The sequence below is a fragment of the Ruegeria sp. AU67 genome (assembly GCF_900312795.1).
Taxonomy (GTDB): Bacteria; Pseudomonadota; Alphaproteobacteria; order Rhodobacterales; family Rhodobacteraceae; genus Ruegeria; species Ruegeria atlantica.
The window spans coordinates 191,883-213,900 of sequence record NZ_OMPH01000018.1 but is presented as its reverse complement, the minus strand read 5'-3'; the positions used below and the strand labels follow the sequence as shown (position 1 = coordinate 213,900).

At 58.2% G+C, this 22,018-nt stretch carries 22 protein-coding genes; 11 read left to right on the top strand and 11 right to left on the bottom strand.

Annotated elements, in window-relative coordinates; genetic code table 11:
- Window positions 1–26: 26 nt before the first annotated feature.
- Window positions 27–1,322, top strand: a complete 1,296-nt coding sequence (locus tag DK510_RS08030) for an MmgE/PrpD family protein (protein ID WP_109311620.1) — start codon at window positions 27–29, stop codon at window positions 1,320–1,322.
- On the opposite strand, the gene pyrC is transcribed toward DK510_RS08030, so the two are convergent.
- Window positions 1,319–2,356 (bottom strand): dihydroorotase, encoded by a 1,038-nt coding sequence (pyrC, locus tag DK510_RS08025; RefSeq protein ID WP_109311619.1) that lies wholly within the window; start codon window positions 2,354–2,356, stop codon window positions 1,319–1,321. The two genes, DK510_RS08030 and pyrC, sit on opposite strands and share 4 nt — an antisense overlap.
- A 154-nt stretch (window positions 2,357–2,510) precedes the next feature.
- Between pyrC and DK510_RS08020 the strand changes: the two genes are divergently transcribed.
- Both DK510_RS08020 and DK510_RS08015 read left to right on the top strand, forming a co-directional pair.
- Window positions 2,511–3,419, top strand: coding sequence for a MoxR family ATPase (locus tag DK510_RS08020; protein WP_109311618.1), 909 nt, complete (start codon window positions 2,511–2,513; stop codon window positions 3,417–3,419).
- Window positions 3,419–4,675: a VWA domain-containing protein gene (locus DK510_RS08015; protein ID WP_109311617.1), complete on the top strand. Its 1,257-nt coding sequence runs from the start codon at window positions 3,419–3,421 to the stop codon at window positions 4,673–4,675. The genes DK510_RS08020 and DK510_RS08015 overlap by 1 nt, the downstream gene beginning before the upstream one ends.
- A gap of 3 nt (window positions 4,676–4,678) precedes the next feature.
- On the opposite strand, the gene DK510_RS08010 is transcribed toward DK510_RS08015, so the two are convergent.
- A complete protein-coding gene (locus tag DK510_RS08010) occupies window positions 4,679–5,179 on the bottom strand; it encodes a hypothetical protein (protein ID WP_082637106.1) in 501 nt (166 codons plus the stop codon).
- A gap of 242 nt (window positions 5,180–5,421) precedes the next feature.
- Here DK510_RS08010 and DK510_RS08005 point away from each other — a divergent pair, with 242 nt between their 5' ends.
- The 5 genes from DK510_RS08005 to DK510_RS07985 all read left to right on the top strand — a co-directional run bounded on the left by DK510_RS08005 (window position 5,422) and on the right by DK510_RS07985 (window position 11,353).
- Entirely contained in the window at window positions 5,422–6,390 is a 969-nt protein-coding gene (locus DK510_RS08005) for an XdhC family protein (RefSeq protein ID WP_109311616.1), read from the top strand.
- Window positions 6,387–7,388 carry a molybdopterin-binding protein gene (locus DK510_RS08000; RefSeq protein ID WP_109311615.1) on the top strand — a complete coding sequence of 334 codons (1,002 nt, stop codon included), beginning with the start codon at window positions 6,387–6,389 and terminating at the stop codon, window positions 7,386–7,388. Before DK510_RS08005 ends, DK510_RS08000 begins: the two co-directional genes overlap by 4 nt.
- A gap of 153 nt (window positions 7,389–7,541) precedes the next feature.
- Window positions 7,542–8,027 (top strand): (2Fe-2S)-binding protein, encoded by a 486-nt coding sequence (locus DK510_RS07995; protein ID WP_109311614.1) that lies wholly within the window; start codon window positions 7,542–7,544, stop codon window positions 8,025–8,027.
- Window positions 8,028–8,106: 79 nt separating this feature from the next.
- Window positions 8,107–10,467: a xanthine dehydrogenase family protein molybdopterin-binding subunit gene (locus DK510_RS07990; RefSeq protein WP_109311613.1), complete on the top strand. Its 2,361-nt coding sequence runs from the start codon at window positions 8,107–8,109 to the stop codon at window positions 10,465–10,467.
- A gap of 94 nt (window positions 10,468–10,561) precedes the next feature.
- Window positions 10,562–11,353 carry a xanthine dehydrogenase family protein subunit M gene (locus DK510_RS07985; RefSeq protein WP_109311612.1) on the top strand — a complete coding sequence of 264 codons (792 nt, stop codon included), beginning with the start codon at window positions 10,562–10,564 and terminating at the stop codon, window positions 11,351–11,353.
- Between the two features lie 47 nt (window positions 11,354–11,400).
- On the opposite strand, the gene DK510_RS07980 is transcribed toward DK510_RS07985, so the two are convergent.
- Window positions 11,401–12,288, bottom strand: coding sequence for a MurR/RpiR family transcriptional regulator (locus DK510_RS07980; RefSeq protein ID WP_370246250.1), 888 nt, complete (start codon window positions 12,286–12,288; stop codon window positions 11,401–11,403).
- Window positions 12,289–12,389: 101 nt separating this feature from the next.
- On the opposite strand from DK510_RS07980, the gene DK510_RS07975 reads away from it, so the two are divergent.
- Together DK510_RS07975 and DK510_RS07970 are read left to right on the top strand one after the other, a co-directional pair.
- Complete coding sequence (locus tag DK510_RS07975) at window positions 12,390–13,160, top strand: 3-keto-5-aminohexanoate cleavage protein (protein ID WP_109311610.1); 771 nt, start codon at window positions 12,390–12,392, stop codon at window positions 13,158–13,160.
- A complete protein-coding gene (locus DK510_RS07970) occupies window positions 13,157–14,479 on the top strand; it encodes an aspartate aminotransferase family protein (protein ID WP_109311609.1) in 1,323 nt (440 codons plus the stop codon). Before DK510_RS07975 ends, DK510_RS07970 begins: the two co-directional genes overlap by 4 nt.
- A gap of 88 nt (window positions 14,480–14,567) precedes the next feature.
- Here DK510_RS07970 and infC read toward each other — a convergent pair whose 3' ends face one another.
- The 7 genes from infC to cobA all read right to left on the bottom strand — a co-directional run bounded on the left by infC (window position 14,568) and on the right by cobA (window position 20,196).
- The gene (infC, locus tag DK510_RS07965; protein WP_058278178.1) at window positions 14,568–15,116 is read right to left on the bottom strand and encodes a translation initiation factor IF-3; all 549 of its coding nucleotides are present in this window, start codon (window positions 15,114–15,116) and stop codon (window positions 14,568–14,570) included.
- A 160-nt stretch (window positions 15,117–15,276) separates the two neighbouring features.
- Window positions 15,277–16,110: a ferredoxin--NADP reductase gene (locus tag DK510_RS07960; RefSeq protein WP_109311676.1), complete on the bottom strand. Its 834-nt coding sequence runs from the start codon at window positions 16,108–16,110 to the stop codon at window positions 15,277–15,279.
- Window positions 16,111–16,217: 107 nt separating this feature from the next.
- Entirely contained in the window at window positions 16,218–16,625 is a 408-nt protein-coding gene (locus DK510_RS07955) for a DUF934 domain-containing protein (protein ID WP_109311608.1), read from the bottom strand.
- Window positions 16,622–17,383 carry a phosphoadenylyl-sulfate reductase gene (locus DK510_RS07950; protein ID WP_109311607.1) on the bottom strand — a complete coding sequence of 254 codons (762 nt, stop codon included), beginning with the start codon at window positions 17,381–17,383 and terminating at the stop codon, window positions 16,622–16,624. The genes DK510_RS07955 and DK510_RS07950 overlap by 4 nt, the downstream gene beginning before the upstream one ends.
- The gene (locus tag DK510_RS07945; protein ID WP_109311606.1) at window positions 17,373–19,037 is read right to left on the bottom strand and encodes a nitrite/sulfite reductase; all 1,665 of its coding nucleotides are present in this window, start codon (window positions 19,035–19,037) and stop codon (window positions 17,373–17,375) included. The genes DK510_RS07950 and DK510_RS07945 overlap by 11 nt, the downstream gene beginning before the upstream one ends.
- A 68-nt stretch (window positions 19,038–19,105) precedes the next feature.
- Window positions 19,106–19,420 carry a DUF2849 domain-containing protein gene (locus DK510_RS07940; RefSeq protein WP_058271487.1) on the bottom strand — a complete coding sequence of 105 codons (315 nt, stop codon included), beginning with the start codon at window positions 19,418–19,420 and terminating at the stop codon, window positions 19,106–19,108.
- Window positions 19,420–20,196: a uroporphyrinogen-III C-methyltransferase gene (gene cobA, locus DK510_RS07935; protein WP_109311605.1), complete on the bottom strand. Its 777-nt coding sequence runs from the start codon at window positions 20,194–20,196 to the stop codon at window positions 19,420–19,422. The genes DK510_RS07940 and cobA overlap by 1 nt, the downstream gene beginning before the upstream one ends.
- Window positions 20,197–20,339: 143 nt before the next feature.
- On the opposite strand from cobA, the gene DK510_RS07930 reads away from it, so the two are divergent.
- Entirely contained in the window at window positions 20,340–20,819 is a 480-nt protein-coding gene (locus tag DK510_RS07930) for an Lrp/AsnC family transcriptional regulator (RefSeq protein WP_058271489.1), read from the top strand.
- Here DK510_RS07930 and DK510_RS07925 read toward each other — a convergent pair.
- Window positions 20,816–21,997, bottom strand: coding sequence for a cytochrome P450 (locus DK510_RS07925; RefSeq protein WP_109311675.1), 1,182 nt, complete (start codon window positions 21,995–21,997; stop codon window positions 20,816–20,818). The genes DK510_RS07930 and DK510_RS07925 overlap by 4 nt on opposite strands.
- Window positions 21,998–22,018: the final 21 nt, after the last annotated feature.

The window sequence follows — 22,018 nt, the reverse complement described above, 5'->3', positions numbered from 1 at the left end:
GGGTTGGCGGTCGCTAGACTGCGCCCATGACCGATTTCACCACATCACTGGCAGCCTTCGCGGCGGGGCCTATCACGACGACTTTGCAGACGCGGGTCGTTACGTCTCTTTCTGTTTTGGACTGGATTGCTGTCGGGCGTGCCGGAGTTGATGAGCCTGTTTCCCGGACAGTGCGCGACCTCGTGCTTGGCGAAGGAGGTGCGGAACAAGCACGCCTTTATGGTGGAGGTGGGGCACCCCTGCGCGGTGCTGCATTGGTAAACGGCACCGTGTCGCATGCCCTGGATTATGACGACACGCATTTCGCCCATATCGGGCATCCATCGGTTGCCGTCCTTCCGGCGGCGCTGGCCCTAAGCGAATGGGACGATCGTATTCTGGTCGATCTCCTTGAAGCCGCGCTGGTTGGGATGGAGACGTCCATTCGGATCGGCCTCTGGCTGGGGCGCGATCACTATCAGGCGGGCTTTCACCAAACGGCAACGTCCGGTGCGTTTGGTGCGGCTGTCGCTGCAGGGCGCATACTGGGGTTCGACGTCGAACAGATGCGAAAAGTTCTGGGCCTGACGGCGACTAGGGCTGCCGGTCTAAAGGCGCAATTCGGAACGATGGGAAAACCTTATAACGCGGGTCTTGCGGCCTCTGCCGGGGTTGAGGCAGCTTTGTTGGTGGCATCGGGATTCGATCCCAATTCAGACGCGCTGGAAGGGTCCTATGGATTTGGCGCGACGCATAAAGGTCAGTCTGACATTGCAGCCTCATTGGATGGGCTGGGCGAGGAATGGCTTTTTGAAAGCGTCAGTCACAAGTTTCATGCCTGTTGCCACGGATTGCACGCCGCGCTTGAGGCCGCGCGCGACCTGGATATCGCCGAACCGGAAGTCGCCGAGATCAAGATCAAGACGCATCCAAGGTGGATGAGCGTCTGCAATCAGACATCCCCGACAACTGGCCTTAGTGCCAAGTTCTCATATCGGACGGTGATTGCGATGCAGGCGCTTGGCTATGATACGGCCCTGCCAGGCAGCTATTCGGACAAGATATGCGCCGACCCGCGGCTAGTATCCTTGCGGGACCGAGTCTCTGTCGAAGCGGATAACAGTTTGTCAGAAACGCAGGCGCAACTGACCTTGTTGCGCCGGGATGGGGCAAGGCGCGAGGCCACGCATGACCTGTTGGCCCCGATGACGCTGTCGGACCGTGAGGACCGGGTGCGCGGCAAAGCCAACAAGCTGATCGGAACAGATGACGCGGACGCGATCTGGTCGATGCTGCGCACCGGAGGCCGCGCCCGCGATTTATCTGCGTTGCTGGAGGGTTAAGTCACGCGCCAGTGTAGCGGGAAACCCGGTTCAAACACTGTGACCGGACCTTCGTCGCAGTCGATCTTGTCCGGGTATTCCAACGGTTCGCCCTTGGTCAAGGTGATGGTTTCCTCATTCACCGGAAGGCGATAGAAGGCCGGGCCGTTCAGAGACACAAAGCCTTCCAGCTTGTCCAAAGCGCCCTCGCGGTCAAACATCTCGGCCACAAGTGACATTGTATTGGTCGCCGTGAAACATCCCGCACACCCGCAGGCCATTTCCTTGTTGGCGTCGGTATGGGGAGCGCTGTCAGTACCCAGGAAATACCTCGCATCGCCCGATGTCGCAGCCGCCAGCAGAGCCAGTCGATGTTCTTCGCGCTTGGCGACAGGCAGGCAATAGTAATGCGGCTTGATTCCACCAACGAGGATATGGTTGCGGTTGATAATCAGGTGGTGTGCCGTGATCGTTGCACCCAGATCCTTGTCATTGGATTTGACATAATCGACACCGTTCGCGGTCGTGATGTGCTCCATCACCACACGCAGTCCGGGAGTGGCCTTGCGGATCGGATCCAGAACACGGTCGATGAACACAGCTTCGCGGTCAAAGATGTCGATCTCGGCGTCGGTAACCTCACCATGCACGCACATGGGCAGGCCAATCTCGGCCATCTTTTCCAGCACCGGACGCACTTTGTCGAAATCCTGCACGCCGGAGGCAGAGTTGGTCGTCGCGCCCGCCGGGTACAGTTTGACGGCTTTGACCAGACCGCTGGCGTGGGCTGCTGCCATATCATCGGGGTCCGTATCTTCAGTCAGGTACAGGGTCATCAACGGCTCGAACGTCATGCCTTCGGGCAGCGCGGCCAATATGCGGTCGCGATAGGCGGCGGCCTGATCGCCGCGCACGACGGGCGGCACAAGGTTCGGCATGATGATCGCGCGGGCAAAATGACGCGCGGTTTCGGGCAGGACGGCCTGCAACATCGCGCCATCGCGCAGGTGCAGATGCCAGTCGTCGGGGCGGCGGATCGTGAGGGTATCGGTCATGGCCTTCCGCTAGCACAGCGGACCCGGCGGTGAAAGACCTTCAATTCGGTCCCAGACCTTGTCAATCAGTCCGAACGTCGTAAGTCCCGGAAAGAACACGGCCTTGACGCGCGCGGGTGGTCATGACCTGTTGTGCCAAGGGAGAGATCGAAACATGACACAGCCAGAATCCATCGACGCCGTCCAATCCATGTTGGGTTCACAGGGCTATGTCTGCGGGCGCGCGCTGGCGACGGTGGTGTTTCTGTCCCTGAAACTGGGCCGACCACTGTTTTTGGAAGGTGAGGCCGGGGTGGGCAAGACCGAGATCGCCAAGGCCCTTGCCGCCGGTCTGAACCGGCGCTTGATTAGGTTGCAATGCTACGAAGGACTGGATGCCTCTTCCGCTGTTTATGAATGGAACTTTCCGGCGCAGATGGTGGCGATCCGCACGGCCGAAGCCTCGGGCGGGGCGGATCGGGGCAGATTGCAGACCGAACTATTCTCGGACGAGTACCTGATCGAACGCCCGCTGCTGCAGGCAATGCGCCCGGATGAGCATGGTGCGCCGGTCCTGTTGATCGATGAGCTTGATCGCACAGACGAACCGTTCGAGGCGTTCCTGCTCGAAGCGCTCAGCGATTTTCAGGTCACGATTCCTGAACTGGGCACGGTCAAAGCACCGGAGCCGCCCATCGTTATCGTCACCTCGAACCGCACACGTGAGGTGCATGATGCACTAAAACGACGCTGCCTCTATCATTGGGTCGACTACCCCGATTTCGACCGAGAGATCGAAATCCTGCACGCGCGCGCGCCGGAAGCTGCCGAAGCGCTTAGTCGTGAAGTCGTGGCCTTTGTTCAGCATCTACGCACCGAAGACCTGTTTAAGAAACCGGGTGTGGCTGAGACGATAGATTGGGCCAAATGCCTGCTTGCGCTGGACGTCATTAACCTTAGCCCCGAAATCATCGGAGATACTCTGGGTGCGATCTTGAAATACCAGGACGACATCCAGAAATTGCAGGGGTCGGAGGCGAAACGAATACTGGATCAAGCCAAAGCGTCGCTGGAACCAGCCTGATGGCTGAACAGCTTCCGATCGACATTCCGGACAACCCCAAGCTGGCGCAAAACATCACCCATTTCGCACGCGCATTGCGTAAGGCCGGGCTACCGATTGGGACGGGTCGAGTGGTGGATGCCATTCGCGCGGTGCAGGCGGCGGGGTTCACGGAAAAACAGGATTTCTATTGGACATTGCACGCCTGTTTCGTGAACCGCCCGGAACACCGCACTGTATTTGCGCAGGTCTTTCGCCTCTATTGGCGTGACCCCCGATATCTTGAGCACATGATGTCCATGATGCTGCCGGCTATTCGCGGCGTACAGGAAGAACGCAAGGCTGACGCAGCCGAAAAGCGCGCGGCCGAGGCGTTGTTGGACGGGGTTGAACGTGATCTGCCCGAGGTGGCTGAGCAGGAAGAAGAAACCGAGTTAGAAATCGACGCCTCGCAAACGGCGTCCTCCGAGGAACGTCTGCGCAGTCTGGACTTTGAGCAGATGAGCACCGCCGAGATCGCGCAAGCTAAGCGCATGCTGTCGCGGCTTGCTCTGCCGGTGAAGCCCATTGATTCCAGACGTGGTCAGGCTAGCCATCTGGGGCATCGCATCGACCGGGCGCGGACATTGCGCGCGGCGATGCGTCAGGGTGGAGAGTTGCGCGATATTGCTAAGCTCAAGCCGAAACCTCGATGGCCCAATCTTGTCGTGCTTTGCGATATCTCGGGGTCGATGAGCCAGTACAGCCGGATCGTCCTGCATTTCCTGCATGCGGTGTCGAACGCCAAAGGGGCAGGCTGGGCCAAGGTTCACGCATTTACCTTTGGGACGCGTCTGACGAATATCACCCGTCATCTTCAGCAGCGCGACGTAGATGCCGCGCTGGCCTCTGCCGGGGCCGAGGCGCAGGATTGGGAAGGGGGGACGCGGATTGGCGAATGCCTTCATGCGTTCAACCGCGACTGGTCGCGGCGGGTCATGGGGCAGGGTGCTGTGGTCCTATTGATCTCGGACGGGCTGGATCGCGGAGACCCCGAGGCGTTGGGTAAAGAGACGGAGCGATTGCACCTGTCTGCGCGTCGTCTGATTTGGTTGAATCCATTGCTACGGTGGGATGGGTTCGCGCCCAAAGCGCAGGGCGTCGCGGCCATGCTGCCCCATGTTGACAGTTTCCGCGCCGGCCATTCGATTGCTTCGCTGGAAGATCTAGCTGCCGTCATCTCGAAACCCGATGACGTGGGTGAGAAAGCGCGGTTGTTGTCCGCGCTTTCCGACTGAGTATCAGCTCAGCTGTTCTTCGTTGCACTTGCGGGCCATTTCCATGGCTTTGTAAGTACCGGTCAGATCAACGGTGAAGGCAAATTCCTTTTCCGGGAATACAACCATGACCTTTTGCTTGGCGAGATCATCGGCGAATTGGGGATCGTCGGACAGAACGTAACCACCGGAATAACCCTTGGTGATGTTTCCCTTCATGCCGGTCGCTTCGCCCACATAGATATTGTCGCCCAACAGGACCGCCACGGCTTCTTTCTCGCCACGCTTGATATCAGTCTTGGCTTTGGTGAAGACACCAACATAGCCCACGCCACGATCTTCGGTCAGGCCCATCTGAACGACGTTTTCAGCGTCATCAACAGCTTCGATCAGGCAGGATTTCTTGTCCTCGTCAATAAATACTTTCCAACCTTCAACCTCGCCATAACGCAGGAACGTGTCTGCGGATGCAACGCTTGCGGTGAACAGGCCAAGTGCCATTCCGAGTGTAAAAATGCGTTTCAACTCTCTGTCTCCATTGTCAAAAATTAATATGCGCATATTGGAATGCAGCAGCTACGCATGTAGGCTAGAATCTGGGCCGGGTGCAATCAATGATTTGTGGGCTGCTTGGCAATCTGGGCTTGTATACGCCGATGCAATTCTGAGTTTAACAGACAGGCCGAACATCCGGTATTCGCCTTAAGGCTTACTTTTCATTGCGCCAAACCTGCCTATGTTGGTTCAGAACACGCCGGGAGGGTGCAATGGACAGATTCGACAACAGCCCAGAGACGGCCCTGAAATGGCATGACGAAGGTCATCCAACAGCGTTGGCCACGGTGGTTGAAACCTGGGGTAGCGCGCCGCGCCGTGTCGGGGCTCAGTTGGTGATTGCAGCAGATGGTTACATCGAAGGCTCGGTGTCCGGTGGCTGTGTCGAAGGCGCGGTCATAGTCGAAGCGCTTGAAGCGATGGACGAGGGTGATGCGCGGCTGTTGGAATTTGGCGTTAGCGACGAAGATGCTTTTGCCGTGGGTCTGGCCTGTGGCGGAACGATCCGTGTTTTAGTGGAACCTGTTGGTTCGGTCCTGCCAGAATCCATGTTGCGAGATCTGGTCAAAGCCCGCGCACAACGGGAACCGGTGGCCTATGAAGTTAATACCGAGACCGGTCATCGGGCTTTACGCCGCAAAGCCTATTCAAACCGAATGCGCATGGACCGATCAGGTTTTGAAGAGGACGGACAGACATTTGTTGCGGTCCACAACCCTCCGCTGCGATTGATAATTGTGGGAGCAGTGCATATTGCGCAGGCGCTGGTTCCGATGGCCCGGATCGCAGGATATGATCCGGCCATCATCGACCCGCGCGATGCCTTTGCCTCTGGTGCCCGATTCCCGGGCGAAACGATCCTGACTGATTGGCCGGACGAGGCGGTCGCCAAGCTGGGCATGGACACGCGAACTGCTGTTGTCTTGCTTACACATGACCCCAAATTGGACGACCCGGCTTTGGAATCTGCCTTGAAGGCGGGCGTGTTTTATATTGGCGCTCTGGGGTCCACGCGTACCCATGCCAAGCGGGTTGCTCGCATGAAAGAGGCGGGTTTTACGGACGATCAGATTGCTCAGATCCACGGACCTATTGGATTGGACATCGGCGCGGCGGATCCGTCCGAGATCGCGGTGGCCATCCTTGCCCAGATGACGGCCGTGCTGCGGGGCAAGGCGTGAAATTCGGTCCCGTTCCTGTCGCCAAGGCCACCGGCGCGATCCTCGCACACTCCGTCCAGGTTCAGGATGCCAAGTTGCGCAAAGGATTGCTGCTGACTGCAGATCATGCGGCTCATCTGGGTGCAGCTGGGTATGATGAGGTCACGGTTGCGCAACTTGAGCCCGGCGATTGCCACGAAGACGAGGCCGCCGAAATGTTGGCCGCTGCACTTGCGCCTGATCCAAACGCTGCCGGATTACGGGTAACGCAGCCGTTTACCGGGCGCGTGAACCTGCTGGCCGACGGGCCGGGTGTTGTCGAATTGGACGTTGCGGCCCTGCAGGAGTTCAACTGCGTCAACCCGATGATCACAGTAGCGACGGTGCCGCAATATCAACAGATGGGCCCGGGCGGGATGGTCGCCACGATCAAGGTGATATCCTACGCCGTTCCAAAGGATGACGTCGTGCAGGCCGCTAGTCTGGCCAGGGCTTCGATTCGTCTGATGGCACCGGTACATAAAACGGCAGGGCTGATCGTCACGGATATTCCGGGCGGTCCCGCCAACGAAAAGGGGATCGCCGCTATTCGCGGCCGGGTAGAAACCCTTGGCATGGACCTCAGCGATGTACGAATCGTTCCACACAAAGCCGAACCGCTGTCGCAGGCTATTTCAGAGGCTGCCGGTGACATTGTGATGATCCTGACCGGCTCTGCGACATCTGATGTTTTTGATGTTGCACCTCAGGCCGTGCGGGCGGCTGGCGGTCAGGTGGATAGGTTCGGCATGCCAGTCGATCCCGGTAATCTGCTGTTTCTTGGATCACTCGGCCCAAGGCCAGTAATCGGATTGCCCGGATGCGCCCGTTCGCCTGCATTGAACGGCGCGGATTGGATCCTGTCGCGGGTTGCTTGCGGCATCGAAACAACCGGCGCGGACATTGCTGGGATGGGGGTTGGCGGGCTGTTGAAAGAAATCCCGACGCGGCCGCAACCACGCGCGTCGCGCAAAAGGTGATGTGGCAGATTTTAGCTTTTCTTCTTAGGCGGCTGAGATAGAAAAGACGACCCCTACGAACGTCGGATATTGGCGCTAAATATTTTTGTTCTCAAACAAATTTTCCCGTGTTTAACTCGGCGACAGCGATAAAAGCCAATAGGGGAGGATCTTATGACCAAGGTCTCAATGACCGTGAACGGTAAGACCGTGAGCGGTGAGGTGGAAGGGCGGACGTTGTTGTCCGGTTTTCTACGCGAGAATCTCAATCTCACTGGCACTCATGTGGGTTGCGATACAGCGCAATGCGGCGCGTGTGTTGTTCATGTGAACGGCGAGGCCGTGAAGTCCTGCAATATGCTGGCGCTTGAAGCAGACGGGGCTGATGTGGGCACGATCGAAGGCCAGGCTAACCAAGATGGCTCGCTGAACGTGATTCAGCAGGCATTTCAGGACCATCACGGCCTGCAATGCGGTTTCTGCACACCGGGAATGGTCATGAGTGCTGCAGCACTGCTGAAAGAAAACCCGCGCCCGACCGAAGCCGAGGTGCGCAAGTATCTGGAAGGCAACCTGTGCCGTTGCACCGGCTACCACAACATTGTCAAGGCGATCATGGCCGCATCTGGTCAGGACGTCAGCAGCATCGCTGCCGAATGATGCCGCTGCGGGCGTCCGATGAAGCGCCCGTGGGAAGACATAGGATGCACAGCATCCGTTTATGGGAGGAGAACAAGCAATGCCCAAAGACAGTGGCATCGGAGCCAGTTCCAAGCGGCGCGAAGACGTACGCTTTCTGACCGGAGCGGGCAATTATACCGACGACATCAACGTACATGGCCAGGCCTATGTACATTTCCTACGGTCCGACATCGCGCATGGACGGATCAAAAGTATCGACACCTCTGCAGCTGAAGGCATGCCGGGCGTGGTGAAGGTTTTCACCGGCAAGGATTTCGAAGGCGTGGGCGGGATGCCCTGCGGTTGGGAAGTGACCGACAAGCACGGCGCGCCGATGCAGGAGCCGCCGCACCCCATTTTGGCACAAGGCAAGGTGCGCCATGTGGGCGACCCGATTGCGGCCGTTGTGGCAGACAGCCTCGAACAGGCCCGTGATGCGGCCGAGGCGATCGATCTGGATATCGAAGAACTGCCGGCTGTCATGAACATGAAAGCTGCTGCTCAGGATGGGTCGACGCTGGTTCACGACGATCTGAAGAACAACATCTGCTATGACTGGCAATTGGGTGAGACGGACGACGCCAAGGTCGATGAGGTCTTTGCCAATGCAGCCCACGTAACGACGCTGGATCTGGTCAACAACCGTCTCGTCGCCAACCCGATGGAGCCGCGCGTGGCGGTGGGTGAGTACAAGCGTGGTACGGACGAATACACGCTCTTCACCACGTCGCAAAACCCGCATGTGATCCGTCTGCTGATGTGTGCTTTTGTTCTGGGCCTGCCCGAACATAAAGTGCGCGTGGTGGCCCCGGATGTAGGTGGTGGTTTTGGAACCAAGATTTTCCACTATGCGGAAGAAGCGTTCTGCACCTTTGCCGCCAAGGCCTGCAATCGCCCGGTCAAGTGGACCTCAAGCAGGTCCGAGGCGTTCATGTCCGATGCCCATGGCCGCGACCATGTCAGCAAGATCGAACTGGCGCTGGATGCAGACAACAACTTCATCGGTCTGCGCACGAACACATACGCCAATCTGGGTGCGTATCTGTCGACCTTCTCCAGCTCGGTTCCGACCTGGCTGCACGGCACGCTGATGGCAGGCAACTACAAGACGCCGGTCATTCAGGTGAATGTGAAGGCGATGTTCACCAACACGGTGCCGGTGGACGCCTATCGAGGCGCTGGCCGTCCTGAGGCGACCTACCAGCTGGAGCGTGTCGTTGACAAAGCTGCACGCGAGTTGGGTGTTGATCCGATTGCCCTGCGCCGTCAGAACTTTATCACTCAGTTCCCCTATGACACTCCGGTCGCACTGACTTATGACACCGGGGATTACAACGGGACGATGGACAAGCTTGAGGTCGCTGCCGATCTGGCGGGTTTCGCCGCGCGTCGGGCCGAAAGCGAAGCCAACGGCAAGCTGCGTGGTCTGGGCATCAACTGCTATATCGAGGCCTGCGGTATCGCGCCTTCGAACATCGTCGGCATGTTGGGGGCCCGCGCGGGTCTTTATGATGCCGCAACTGTTCGGGTGAACGCCACCGGTTCGATAAGCGTCATGGTGGGCGCACACAGCCACGGGCAGGGGCATGAGACAGCCTTCCCGCAGGTTGTGGCCGACATGATCGGTATCGACGAATCGATGGTCGAGATCGTGCATGGCGACACCTCAAAGATCCCGTTTGGCATGGGCACCTATGGCTCGCGCTCGCTGGCGGTTTGTGGTTCGGCCATGGTCAAAGCGACCGAGAAGGTAATCGAGAAGGCCAAGAAGATCGCCGCCCACCTGCTGGAAGCGTCCGAGGCGGATATTGAACTGAAAGACGGTCAGTTTAGCGTCGCGGGTACCGACAAGTCGGTGGCTTGGGGTGATGTAACCCTGACGGCTTATGTACCACACAATTATCCGCTGGAAGTTGAACCCGGGTTGGAGGAGACCGCGTTTTACGACCCGGCCAACTTCACTTACCCGGCCGGTGCATATGCGTGCGAGGTCGAGGTTGACCCAGAGACCGGTCAGGTGACCGTCGAGGCTTTCAACGCCGCAGATGACTTTGGCAACATCGTCAATCCTATGATCGTCGACGGTCAGGTCCATGGCGGCATTGGTCAGGGTATAGGTCAGGCTTTGCTGGAGAATTGTGCCTATGATGAGAACGGTCAGTTGCTGAGCGCGTCCTTCATGGACTACGCGATGCCGCGAGCGGATGACGTTCCATTCTATGGTGTGGATCATTCCAGCCAGACGCCCTGTACGCATAACCCATTGGGTGTGAAGGGCTGCGGTGAAGCCGGTGCAATTGGCTCGCCGCCGGCGGTGGTCAATGCGGTGTTGGATGCGCTGAACTCGGGAGGCAAGGCGGTCGATCACATCGATATGCCGGTGAGCCCGTCCCGCGTGTGGGCGGCGATGAACAGCTGATTGGTCGGGTGGTCTGGGGGCTCTGCCCCCAGACCCTCGGGATATTTTTAGCCAGATGAAGGGCGGATCCGCGCCTTTCGGAAAGGAAAGCGAAATGTACAATTTCGAGTTTGAAAAGCCCTCGACCGTTGCTGACGCCGTTTCGGCGCTGGGAGGCGAGGATGCACAGGCGTTGGGGGGCGGCCAGACGCTGATCCCAACGCTGAAACAGCGATTGGCAGCACCGTCTACGCTGGTGTCGCTGGGTGGGATTCCCGACATGCAGGGGGTCTGCATCGAGGATGACGGGTCGGTGGCCATTGGTGGCGCAACAACCCACGCAACGGTGGCGGCAGAGGCCGCCGGCAGCTATCCGGCGCTGGCCGCACTGGCTGGGCAGATCGGCGATCCAGCGGTGCGCAATCGAGGAACAATCGGTGGCTCACTGGCCAACAATGATCCGGCCGCTTGCTATCCGGCGGGCGCTTTGGGATCAGGTGCGACGATCATCACCAATACGCGCCAAATCGCGGCGGATGATTTCTTCGAGGGTTTGTTCAGTACAGCCCTGGAGGAAGGTGAGATCATCACCACGGTCAATTTCCCGGTGCCACAAGCGGCCAGCTATCAGAAATTCCTGCAACCCGCATCGCGCTTTGCGCTGGTCGGAGTGTACCTGGCACGTTTCGCCGACGGTGTTCGCGTTGCGGTAACAGGGGCCAGTGAGGATGGTGTGTTCCGCTGGTCCGAGGCAGAAGAAGCCCTGAACAAGGAGTTTCGGCAGGATGCCTTGACCGGGCTGAGCATCAATCCCGCGAATATGATTGCCGATTTGCACGGCAGCAAGGCATACCGCGCACATCTGGTCAGTGTCATGACCAAGCGGGCCATTGAAGCCTGCATGTAAGCTTAAAACTGTCAAAAAAGCCCCGGTCCTTATGGCCGGGGCTTTTTTTATGTCCGTCTTATTTTGGGCGGCTGGGATGGTTGCCAGTATGCGCCTGTGTCTTCTCGGGACTTTTGGTAATTGTCCACGCGATCGCGCGCGACGTCTCCGCCCGATTGAAACAGGTGACCCAGTAGGCATTCCAGAACCACCATGGCCCCGGCATAGTTTGAGAAGTGGTGCAGAGATCGCGTGCTGATGGGGAAAACCACGTCAGGCTCGATCCCGGGTGCGATCACTTCGCTGTCGGCAATCAGGATGAGCGGCACATTCATGCGTCGCGCCAATCGCATTGATTGGATGGTGTCGGCGGAATAGGGATGGACGGTGATTGCAATCAGGCAATCGTTGGGGCTTGCGTCCAACAGATCATCCGCCGCGGACCCCATGTGGCGCGGAACAAGTTGCAGACCGGGGTGTGCCATGCGTCCGGCGTATGAAAAATAGTAAGACAAGGCATAGCTGGCGCGCGTGGCGGTGACAAAGCACCTGTCAGAAGATGTCATAATTTCAATGGCGCGCTTGACGCGTTCAGGGTTCATTAATCGCAGGGATCGCATGACGACGTTCTGTGCATTCTGGGCAAGTTTTGCCTGGGCAGCGCTGAAAGAATCACCGTCTTGCATGTCGGCAAGCCAACTTTGGCTCAGATGGTCCTCACCATCTGTGACCAACGCATCGCGGAACGGAGCGCGCAGGCCGTCGAAGCGGTCATATCCCATCCGATCCGCCAGCCGGACCAGAACGTTTGAGCTGACGCCGATCTTTGCTGCGGTTTCTCGAATTGAGTCCAGCCCGAAATCTCCGGGATGGTCGAGGATGTATTTTGCCGCCATCTGCAATCCGGGAGGCAACTGGTCAATCTGCTGTCGCAGAGCTTCGGTAAGCTGGCTCAAAGACTTGGTCATCCGCGAAAGAAAACAAATGTTATGAAAGATGTAAATTGAAAACGCGCCTAAGGTCCTTAACTAGGTTAAAAGTTGAAAAGGGTGCTCTTATGTCCAAAACACTGCCGCAATCGCATTCGCCCTATGTTCTGGTGGCGCCGAACGGTGCCCGGAGGGGGCATGCGGATCACGTTCAGCTTCCGGTGTCGGTGCAGGAGATCGAATCGACTGCACAAAGCTGTTTTCGGGCCGGTGCAGATGGGATTCACCTGCATGTGCGCGATGAACAGGGGCAGCATTCTCTGGATGCCGGGCGTTATCTTGAGACGATGTCCGAGCTGCGTCGTGCCGTGCCTGAAATGGACATTCAGATTACTACCGAGGCGGCGGGTATCTTTGATGTCCCGGCCCAATTGCACTGTTTGCAGCACGTAAAGCCAAAATGGGCTTCGATCTCGGTCCGGGAAATCGCGCGCGCGCCGGACCTCGCGGATAATGTTTACGGTCTGTGTGCCGAGCAGGGAACGCGCGTTCAGCATATTCTCTATGACGATGCAGATGCTGCGTTTCTGGCAGACTGGCAGGCCCGCGGGATCGTCCGCGACGGGCAAACTGATCGGCTGTTGGTTCTGGGGCGTTACACCTCGGGGCAGGAATCTGCACCGGAAGACCTTGATCACTTTCGGCAAACCCACTCCAGTTGGATGGTCTGTGCATTCGGAAAGCAGGAACATGCTTGTCTAAAAACGGCTGCGGACCGTGGCGGGGATGTGCGGGTTGGATTTGAAAACAGTTTGACCGACCAGGACGGAAGTATCTGGGCGAACAACGCAGCGTCGGTATCCGCGCTGGTCGCGGTTTTGAAAGGACCTCAGCAATGAGCCACGTTTTTCCTCGTCATACCAAATCGAACCTGCCGGTCGCCGTTGGTGGCGACGGGTGTTACCTGATCGACGATCAGGGGCAACGTTATCTGGATTGTGGTGACGCTGCGGTGTCGTGCCTCGGGCATTCGAACCCGGCGGTTATCGAGGCCGTGCAGCGGCAGGTCGAACAGATCGCTTTTGCACATACCGGTTTCATGACATCCGAACCTGCCGAGGCGTTGGCTGATCTGTTGGTGGAACACGCGCCTGGTGATCTGGAGCGTGTGTATTTCGTCTCAGGCGGATCCGAGGCGACCGAGGCGGCGATGAAACTCGCGCGGCAGTACTTTCTTGAAATTGGCCAGCCCGAGCGTCGCCGGGTGATCGCGCGGCGGCAGAGCTATCACGGGAACACTTTGGGCGCGTTGTCGGCTGGAGGTAACGAATGGCGACGCGCGCAATTTGCACCGATGTTGATCGAGATGACACATATCGCGCCCTGTTTCGAATACGCTGAAAAGCCGGATGCCGAGAGCAGTTTTGACTACGGCCAGCGCGTCGCGAATGAGTTGGAGGCCGAGATCCATCGCTTGGGTCCTGAAACGGTTATGGCTTTCATGGCGGAACCCGTTGTGGGCGCAACGCTGGGCGCGGTTCCTGCCGTTGAGGGGTATTTCCAGCGTATTCGCCAGATCTGTGACCAATATGGCGTTTTGTTGATTCTTGATGAAGTCATGTGTGGCATGGGGCGGACCGGGCATTTGTTTGCCTGCGATCATGATGGGATTTCGCCGGACATTCTGTGCATCGCCAAAGGGTTGGGTGCTGGATACCAACCGATTGGTGCGATGATGTGCACCGGGAAGATCTATGATGCAATCCGCGACGGGTCCGGGTTCTTTCAGCATGGTCACACCTATATTGGTCACCCGGTTGCGACAGCAGCGGCCCTGGCTGTTGTCACCGAACTGACCGCGCGCGCGTTGTCCGCGCGCGCCAGCGTGATGGGCGATAAGCTGCAAGAGGCGTTGCAGGCCGAATTCGGTCAGCATCCAAATGTCGGCGATATCCGCGGCAGGGGCCTTTTCCGCGGGCTGGAGTTGGTGGCTGACCGCGAAACAAAAACGCCGTTTGATCCGGCTCACGGCGTTGCGGGTAAAATCAAGAAAGCCGCCTTGGCCGAGGGGCTGATCTGCTATCCCATGTCCGGTACGCGGGATGGTCGGGTTGGGGATCATATCCTGCTGGCCCCGCCGTTCATCATTGAAGACGCGCAGATAGACGAGCTTGTGGGCAAACTTAGTCGGGCAATCTCGACCTCGATCCCCGGCTGAAGCGCCGCGTGGCCTGTACCTAAGAACCAACAAAAAAACCCTGTCAGAGCTGATCTGACAGGGTTTTGAATTCGATATGCACAGGGGTTTATTTCTGTGGCAGCGGACCGATCAGCATGATCATCTGACGGCCTTCCATCTTCGGCATGTTTTCAACCTTGCCGATTTCCTTGGTGTCGGCCGCAACACGTTCCAAAAGCTCACGACCCAGATTTTGGTGCGCCATTTCACGGCCTCGGAAACGCAGGGTCACTTTGACCTTGTCCCCGTTTTCAAGAAACTTGAACACATTCCGCATTTTCACGTCGTAGTCATGAGTATCAGTGTTGGGTCGGAATTTGACCTCTTTGATCTCAATGATCTTCTGTTTTTTGCGGGCTTCGGCTTCGCGTTTCTGCGTCTCGTATTTGAACTTACCGAAGTCCATGATTTTGCAGACCGGCGGGTTTGCGTTGGGCGAAATTTCGACCAGATCAAGACCGGCATCAACTGCCATCTGCATGGCTTTGGCGGGATGAACCACCCCGACATTTTCACCTTCAGCGCCAATCAGACGGATTTCGGGGGCACGGATCTTATCATTGACGCGGGGGCCGGTGTCTCTTTGCGGCGGCGCGTTGTGAGGTCTGCGGGCTATGGGTTCATTCCTTTGATGATTGCAGAAATTCAAGGCCGGAATTTAGACTGGCCTGCACGCCGATTCAAGCGGCATAAGTGCAGGCCAGCCCGAAAAATCGGGGTTTGTCAGAGGTTTTTCGCCAGTCCGGGGCCAAATACCTCGGATCCGGTGCATCGGGTTAACCAACAAAGGCTTTTTCGATGACAAATTCTTTGGGTTCGGAATTAGCACCTTCGCGCAGGTCGAACTCTTCCAGAATCTTTTTGATGTCCAGGTTGAAGGCCAAAGACCCGCAGACCATCGCACGGTCGGTTTCTGGCTTGATTCCGCCTTCGATGCCCAGATCAGCAAAAACCGTGCCGTCTTTCAGCAATTCGGTGATGCGGCCCATCTTGGGGCTCTCTTCCCGTGTGGTGGTCGGATAATAGCGGATCTTGTCGGCAAAGCCTTCGCCCATCAGCTCGGCCAGCATCTCGTCCTGGCGGATGCTTTCGATTAGCTGACGGCCATATTCCAATTCACCCACTTCGCGGCAGGTATGGGTGATGATAACCTCGTCGTAATCCTCATAGGTCTGCGGCTCGCGCAGCAACGAGGCGAAGGGCGCAAAACCGGTGCCGGTGGCAAAGAACCACAGGCGCTTGCCTGGCAACAGCGCGTCATGCACCAGCGTACCAACAGGCTTGGGGCGCAGGATGATCTGATCGCCCGGTTTGACGTGCTGCAGCTTCGAGGTCAGCGGACCGTCCTGGACCTTGATCGAATAGAACTCCAGCTCTTCGTCCCAGGATGGCGACGCGATGGAATACGCGCGCAGCAACGGCTTGCCGTTGTCGCCCAGCAGGCCGATCATCACGAACTCGCCCGAACGGAACCGCAGCGAGGCGGGACGCGACACCTTGAAGGAAAACAGGCTGTCGGTCCAATGTTTGACGTCTGTTACGGTCTGTGCGTCCGGAAGGACGGGGGCCTTGACGGCGGTTACTTCGGTCACGGGTTTCATCTCTGTCATCGTTTCACTATCGGCTGGGTAAACCGACATCTCCGTTTAATCTTTGATCCAAGTCAGGAAAAGGGGCTAAATGCCCCTTTGAAGTCACAAGCTGGCGATTGGCTATCTTAGCCGCGCAGGCGGGCCTGATAGTTGTGGTCTTTCCAATCGGCGCGGGCCAGCCACTGATCTTCGGGCTGGCGGTTGGCAAGCGCGTCGTCGATTTCGACCTCATCGAATCCGCTGCGGCGCGCCATGGCATATTGGTCAGCCAGAACATGGCCTCTGGCCCGCAGGCGGCCTGTGAAACCTTTCAGGCGCAGTACGCGCGCGATGGTAAAGCCGCGGCCATCCGCCGAAGACGGGAAGTCCACGCGGACCATGCAGGCGCTGCCCAGGCGGTCGACAAGCTCATCGGGGTCTGTGTCCGATGCCACGTCCAGCGCAACCACATCATTGGCCGCGTCCTCAAGCGTGACAAAGCCATCTGTCCAGTCGTCGGGGGCGAACCCCTCATCCGTTACGATTACGTTCATGTTTTCTCTCCAGCGCGCACCATCTTGCCGTCGACAAAATGGATGCCGCATTCTTCTTTGTTCTGATCGCGCCAGCGTCCGGCACGGGGGTCTTCGCCTTCTTTGACCGGCGAGGTGCAGGGCGCACAACCGATCGAGGGGTAACCTTTGGCCACCAGCGGATGCCGGGGCAGGTTGTTTTCATCCATATAGGCGCGCACGTCTTCGGGCGCCCAATGGGCCAGCGGGTTTACCTTGATCCGACCGGTGCCGTCTTCGACCTCAAAGAAGTCAAGTGCGGCGCGTGTGCCAGACTGGAACCGCTTCCGACCCGAGATCCAGCCGTCATAGCCCGCCAAAGCACGTTGCAGCGGGAAAGTTTTGCGCAGGTTGCAGCAGGCATCTGTGTCGCTCAGGCGCAAGGCGCCGTATGGGTCTTCGCGCTGAACATCCTCATCATCTGCGCGGATGATGTGGACGTTCTTCAGGCCAAGCCGATCTGATACGTCCTGCTGGTATTCCAGCGTTTCGGTGAACAGCATCTGCGTGTCCACGAACAGGACCGGCGTAGCTTTGTCGACCACGGCTGCCATGTGCAACAATACCACCGATTCCGCCCCAAAGCTGGAGACCAAAGCAAGCTCTTCGATTGCCTCCAACGCGCCATGCATGACGTCATGGGCACTGTGGTGGCGGAACTGGGTGTTCAGCGCTTCGACCTTTTCGGTCAGCTCTGCGCGGTCAGCCCCCAGTTCCGTCTGGATCAGGTCAAGCGGCATTGGCCTGTGCCTCGGGGTAAAGCGCCGCTTTGAAAGGCGCCATGCCTACGCGGCGATAGGTTTCAAGGAATGTCTCTTCGGCGCTGTCACGCTGTTCCAGATAGGTATCGACAATGCGTTCGACGGCAGGCACGATCTCATCATAGGCAAAGCCCGGACCGGTACGGTCACCAACGGCCGCAGTTTCAGTCGCGTCACCACCCAGAGTGATCTGGTAGTTCTCGACGCCTGCGCGATCCAGACCCAGGATGCCGATGTGACCCACGTGGTGATGACCACATGCGTTGATGCAGCCCGAGATCTTGATCTTCAGGTGACCGATATCATGCTCAAGCTTCAGATCATCGAAACGGGTCGCGATTTCTTGTGCAACCGGGATTGAACGAGCCGTTGCCAGTGCGCAGTAATCCATGCCGGGGCAGGCGATGATGTCGCTGATCAGGCCGATATTGGCGGTGGCCAGTTCGTACTCTTTCAGCTTCGCATGGATCGCAGGCAGGTCCGACTTGTGGACATGGGGCAGGATCACGTTCTGCTCATGGCTGATGCGCAGCTCGTCATAGGCGAACTCTTCGGCCAGGTCGGCCATTACGCGCATTTGCTCAGCAGTCGCATCGCCCGGCGTCTGACCGTGCTTCTTGATCGAGATTGTGACGATCGCGTGGTCCGCGTTCTTGTGCGGCGCAATGTTGGTGTCGACCCACGAGCGGAAGACCGGATCGTTGGTATAAGCGCTTTCAAACGACGCGACCGAACCCTGACGGAAATCAGGCGCAGCAAAGTGGCCCTTGATCTTTTCCAACAGGTTCATATCCGCGCCTTTGAACTGCGGGCGGACCTGCAGGAAGCGCTCGTTGACCTTGGCGCGGATCGCGTCGATGCCATGCTCATGCACGGTGATCTTGATGCGGGCTTTGTACTTGTTGTCACGGCGTCCGATCTGGTTCCAGACCGAAACGGTGGCTTCAAGATAGGCCAGCAGGTCGTCAAACGCGACGAAGTCTGACAGTTCCTTGCCGATCATCGGGGTGCGGCCCAAACCACCACCCACGATGACACGTGCGCCCAATACGCCGTCACGCTCGACCAGTTGCAGGCCGATGTCATGCGCTTTGATCACGGCGCGGTCGTTTTCCGAGCCAGTGATTGCGATCTTGAACTTACGCGGCATGAACTGGAATTCCGGGTGGTCGGTCGACCACTGGCGCAGCAGTTCGGCATAGGGGCGCGGATCGGCGACCTCATCCGCAGCGGCGCCGGCGAAATGGTCGGCGGTCACGTTGCGGATGGTATTGCCCGAGGTCTGAATGGCGTGCATGCCAACCTCGGCCAGCGCGTCCAGCATATCCGGCACATCATTCAGTTTCGGCCAGTTATACTGAATGTTCTGACGGGTGGTGAAATGGCCATAACCTTTGTCCCACTTCTCGGCCAGCAGGGCTAGCTGACGCATCTGAGCGCTGGAGAGCGTTCCATATGGAATGGCTACCCGCAGCATATAGGCGTGCAGCTGCAGATACAGGCCGTTCATCAGGCGCAGCGGTTTGAATTCATCTTCGGTCAACGAGCCGTCAATGCGGCGCTCGACCTGCGCGCGGAACTGCGCGTTACGTTCTGCCAAAAATGCTGTGTCGAACTCGGAGTAGCGATACATGATTAGCTGTCCTTAGTTGCAGCCCCGAACCTTGGGGCCTTGAGAAGGGGAGAGAGAAGGGCCAGAGGTCAGGCCCGGGGCTGCGGGGAGGATTCCTGTTTGCCGTGGGCATAGTTGGACGGACCAGTGCGGCGGAAGTCTTCCCGGAAATGGGTGGGCTCGGGGCCGTTGTCGCCGGCGACGGCATCGGCAAGATAAGCACCAACGATTTTGCTGGCCTGACTAGAGGCATCCAGCAAGCGCACCTGCGCGTGCGCTTCATCGGTGATCAGCTCGGCCTCGGACAACTCCCGAGACCACTGGTCGTCTTCAGTCAGATAAATAACGTCACCTTCCAACAGGTCGTTGGCGGTCACTACTTTGGGGGTAAAAGCGCGGGCCATCAGGCGTGCTCCTTCTTAAATTCGGTCAGGGCCGCGGTCGCTTGGCGCGGGGCGAGGCCATAAAAGGTCAGGGTGGGGCCATCCATATCGGCGGCGTTCAAATCGGTGGGCAACTGGTCCAGCGTTGTTTCCAGAATGCGCTGATCGGGACGCGTGGCGTTTTCGATCAGCGTCACCGGTGTTTGGCGATCTGCGCCGTGCATGATCAGGCGGCCCTGAATGAAACGAGCGGACTTTTTGCCCATGTAGATCGCGGCCACCGAACCGGTGCGCGCCAGCGCGGTCCAGTCGTGATCGGCAAAGCCCTTCATGTCGTGGCCTGTCAGAAAGCGGACCGACGAATTGCGACCGCGGCGTGTCAGGCTTTGACCAATTCCGGCAACGGCCGCCGACGCGGCTGTGATTCCGGGTACGATCCGCCACGAGATGCCAGCAGCCTCAACCGCCTCGATCTCTTCATCTAGTCGGCCAAATACGGTCGGGTCGCCGGACTTCAGGCGCACGACGCGCCGGCCCTTCAAGGCGTGCTCAACCAGCAGGGCGTCAATGTCTTCCTGTTTCCACGACGGGCCAAAGCCGGCCTTGCCAACATCGACCAGAGCAGCGGTCTTTCCGGCCAAGGCCAGGACCTCATCACTGATCAGACGGTCATGCAGAACAACATCTGCGCGCTCGAAGGCGTTCAGTGCCCTGAGCGTCAGCAATTCCGGATCGCCCGGACCCGCGCCGACAAAGTCGACATGTCCTGTGCCATCATATGATTGCGTAAGCTGCATTTCGTGTCCCGAGTGTGGTTTGACTTGTGTTGCAATATAGGAAATATTCCCGCCAATACGCCATATAGGCGATCAAATAAGGACAAATGCTCCACGCCAGCGGCAAAACGGGACATTGGTTTCGAAACGAAGGGGAATTTGGAATGTCGGTGCGGATTGACGATACGGATCGGAAAATTTTGGTTGAGCTGCAGCGGGACGCCAGTCAATCGCTGGACGAAATAGCCGCTCGTGTCGGCAGTTCCAAGACGCCTGTCTGGAATCGGATACGCAAGTTGAAAGGGGCCGGAGTGATCGGCCAGCAGACCGTTTTACTTGACGCCGAAGCGCTGGGATTTGAAGCTACGTTTTTTGTTCTGATCCGAACGTCGGAACACGAGGCTGACTGGCAGCATAAATTCCTGAAAGCCCTGCGGGACAGGCCCGAAGTGCAAGAGGCGCATCGGCTGGCCGGGGACATCGACTATATCCTGAAGGTGCGGGTCAAGAACGCGCGTGCCTATGACGAATTCTATCAGGCGCTGATTTCAGAGGTGCGCGTGCACAACGTGACTGCCTTGCTGTCGATGGAAGAGATCAAGTCCACCACCATGTTGCCTCTGAAAGCGCTGATCGAAAGCTAGGTCTGCACCATCAGTTTAGTCAGCCCGTGGAAATGGTACGTGTTCGAAAACTCGGGCTCGGTGCTCAGGCGCAGGTTCGGATATCTGTCGAACAGCGTGGACAGTGCGATGCGCATTTCCATCCGTGCCAGAGGGGCGCCAACGCAAAAGTGCAGGCCGCCACCGAAACTGGTGTTCGTGACGATGGCGCGGGTGGGATCAAACCTGTCCGGGTCGCTCCAGACGGCAGGATCCCGGTTCGCAGCGCCCAGTAGTAGCGCGACCTCATCACCACGTTTGAAACTGTGCCCAAATGCGTCGATGTTTTCATAAGCATAGCGGGTGAACATGTGCAGCGGCGGGTCAAAGCGCAAAATCTCTTCTACTGTGCGGTCGATGCTGTCCGGCGCAAAGTGTTGCGGTCCGATGCCATTTTGCAAAACGGTCTTCACGCCGTTTCCAAGTGAATGCACGGTCGCCTCATGCCCGGCGTTCAAAAGCAGGATGCAGGTGGCGACCAGCTCTTCGCGTGAGAGCTTTTCGCCATCTTCTTCAGCCACGATCAACCGTGTGATCAGATCGTCCTGCGGATCGCTGCGGCGCTGCTCGATGTAGTCGATCAGAAAGTCGGTGAATGCTTGAGATGAGGCTGCGGCAGTGGTCTCAGTCTCCGGCGTACGGCTGGCTTGATACATTGCCACCATATCATGTGACCAGCGGAGTAGGCTGGGTGACATATCCTCGGGCACGCCCAGAAGGCGGCAGATCGTGATGACCGGAACTTGGGTGCAAAAGGTAGAGAGCAAATCGAACGGTTGGTCGGGAAATGCGTCAATCAAAGAATGGGTTAGGTCGTGAATCGAAGGTTCCAGCGCCGATATGGCACGCGAAGTGAATGCCCGGATCACCAATGCGCGCAAACGTGTGTGTCTTGGCGGTTCGGCTTCCAGCAACGAATGCGCCTCGACCGCCAGCCAAGGGGCAAGATGCGCCGGACCTGGGGTTCGCATTTCTTCGGGTGCTTCCCGACCAAAGCGGCGGTCTTTCAAAAGCGCCGAGACCGCCCGGTGTGATACAGCCGCAACTTTCCCATAGTCCTCCCAATAGACCAGATCACCGCAAGCGCGGGCCTGATCATAGAACGGGTAGGGGTTCTGCACGAATTCCGGATCGACCGGAGATTGAAATACCGTCTTCATGCGGCGCAGACTTGCCATGCG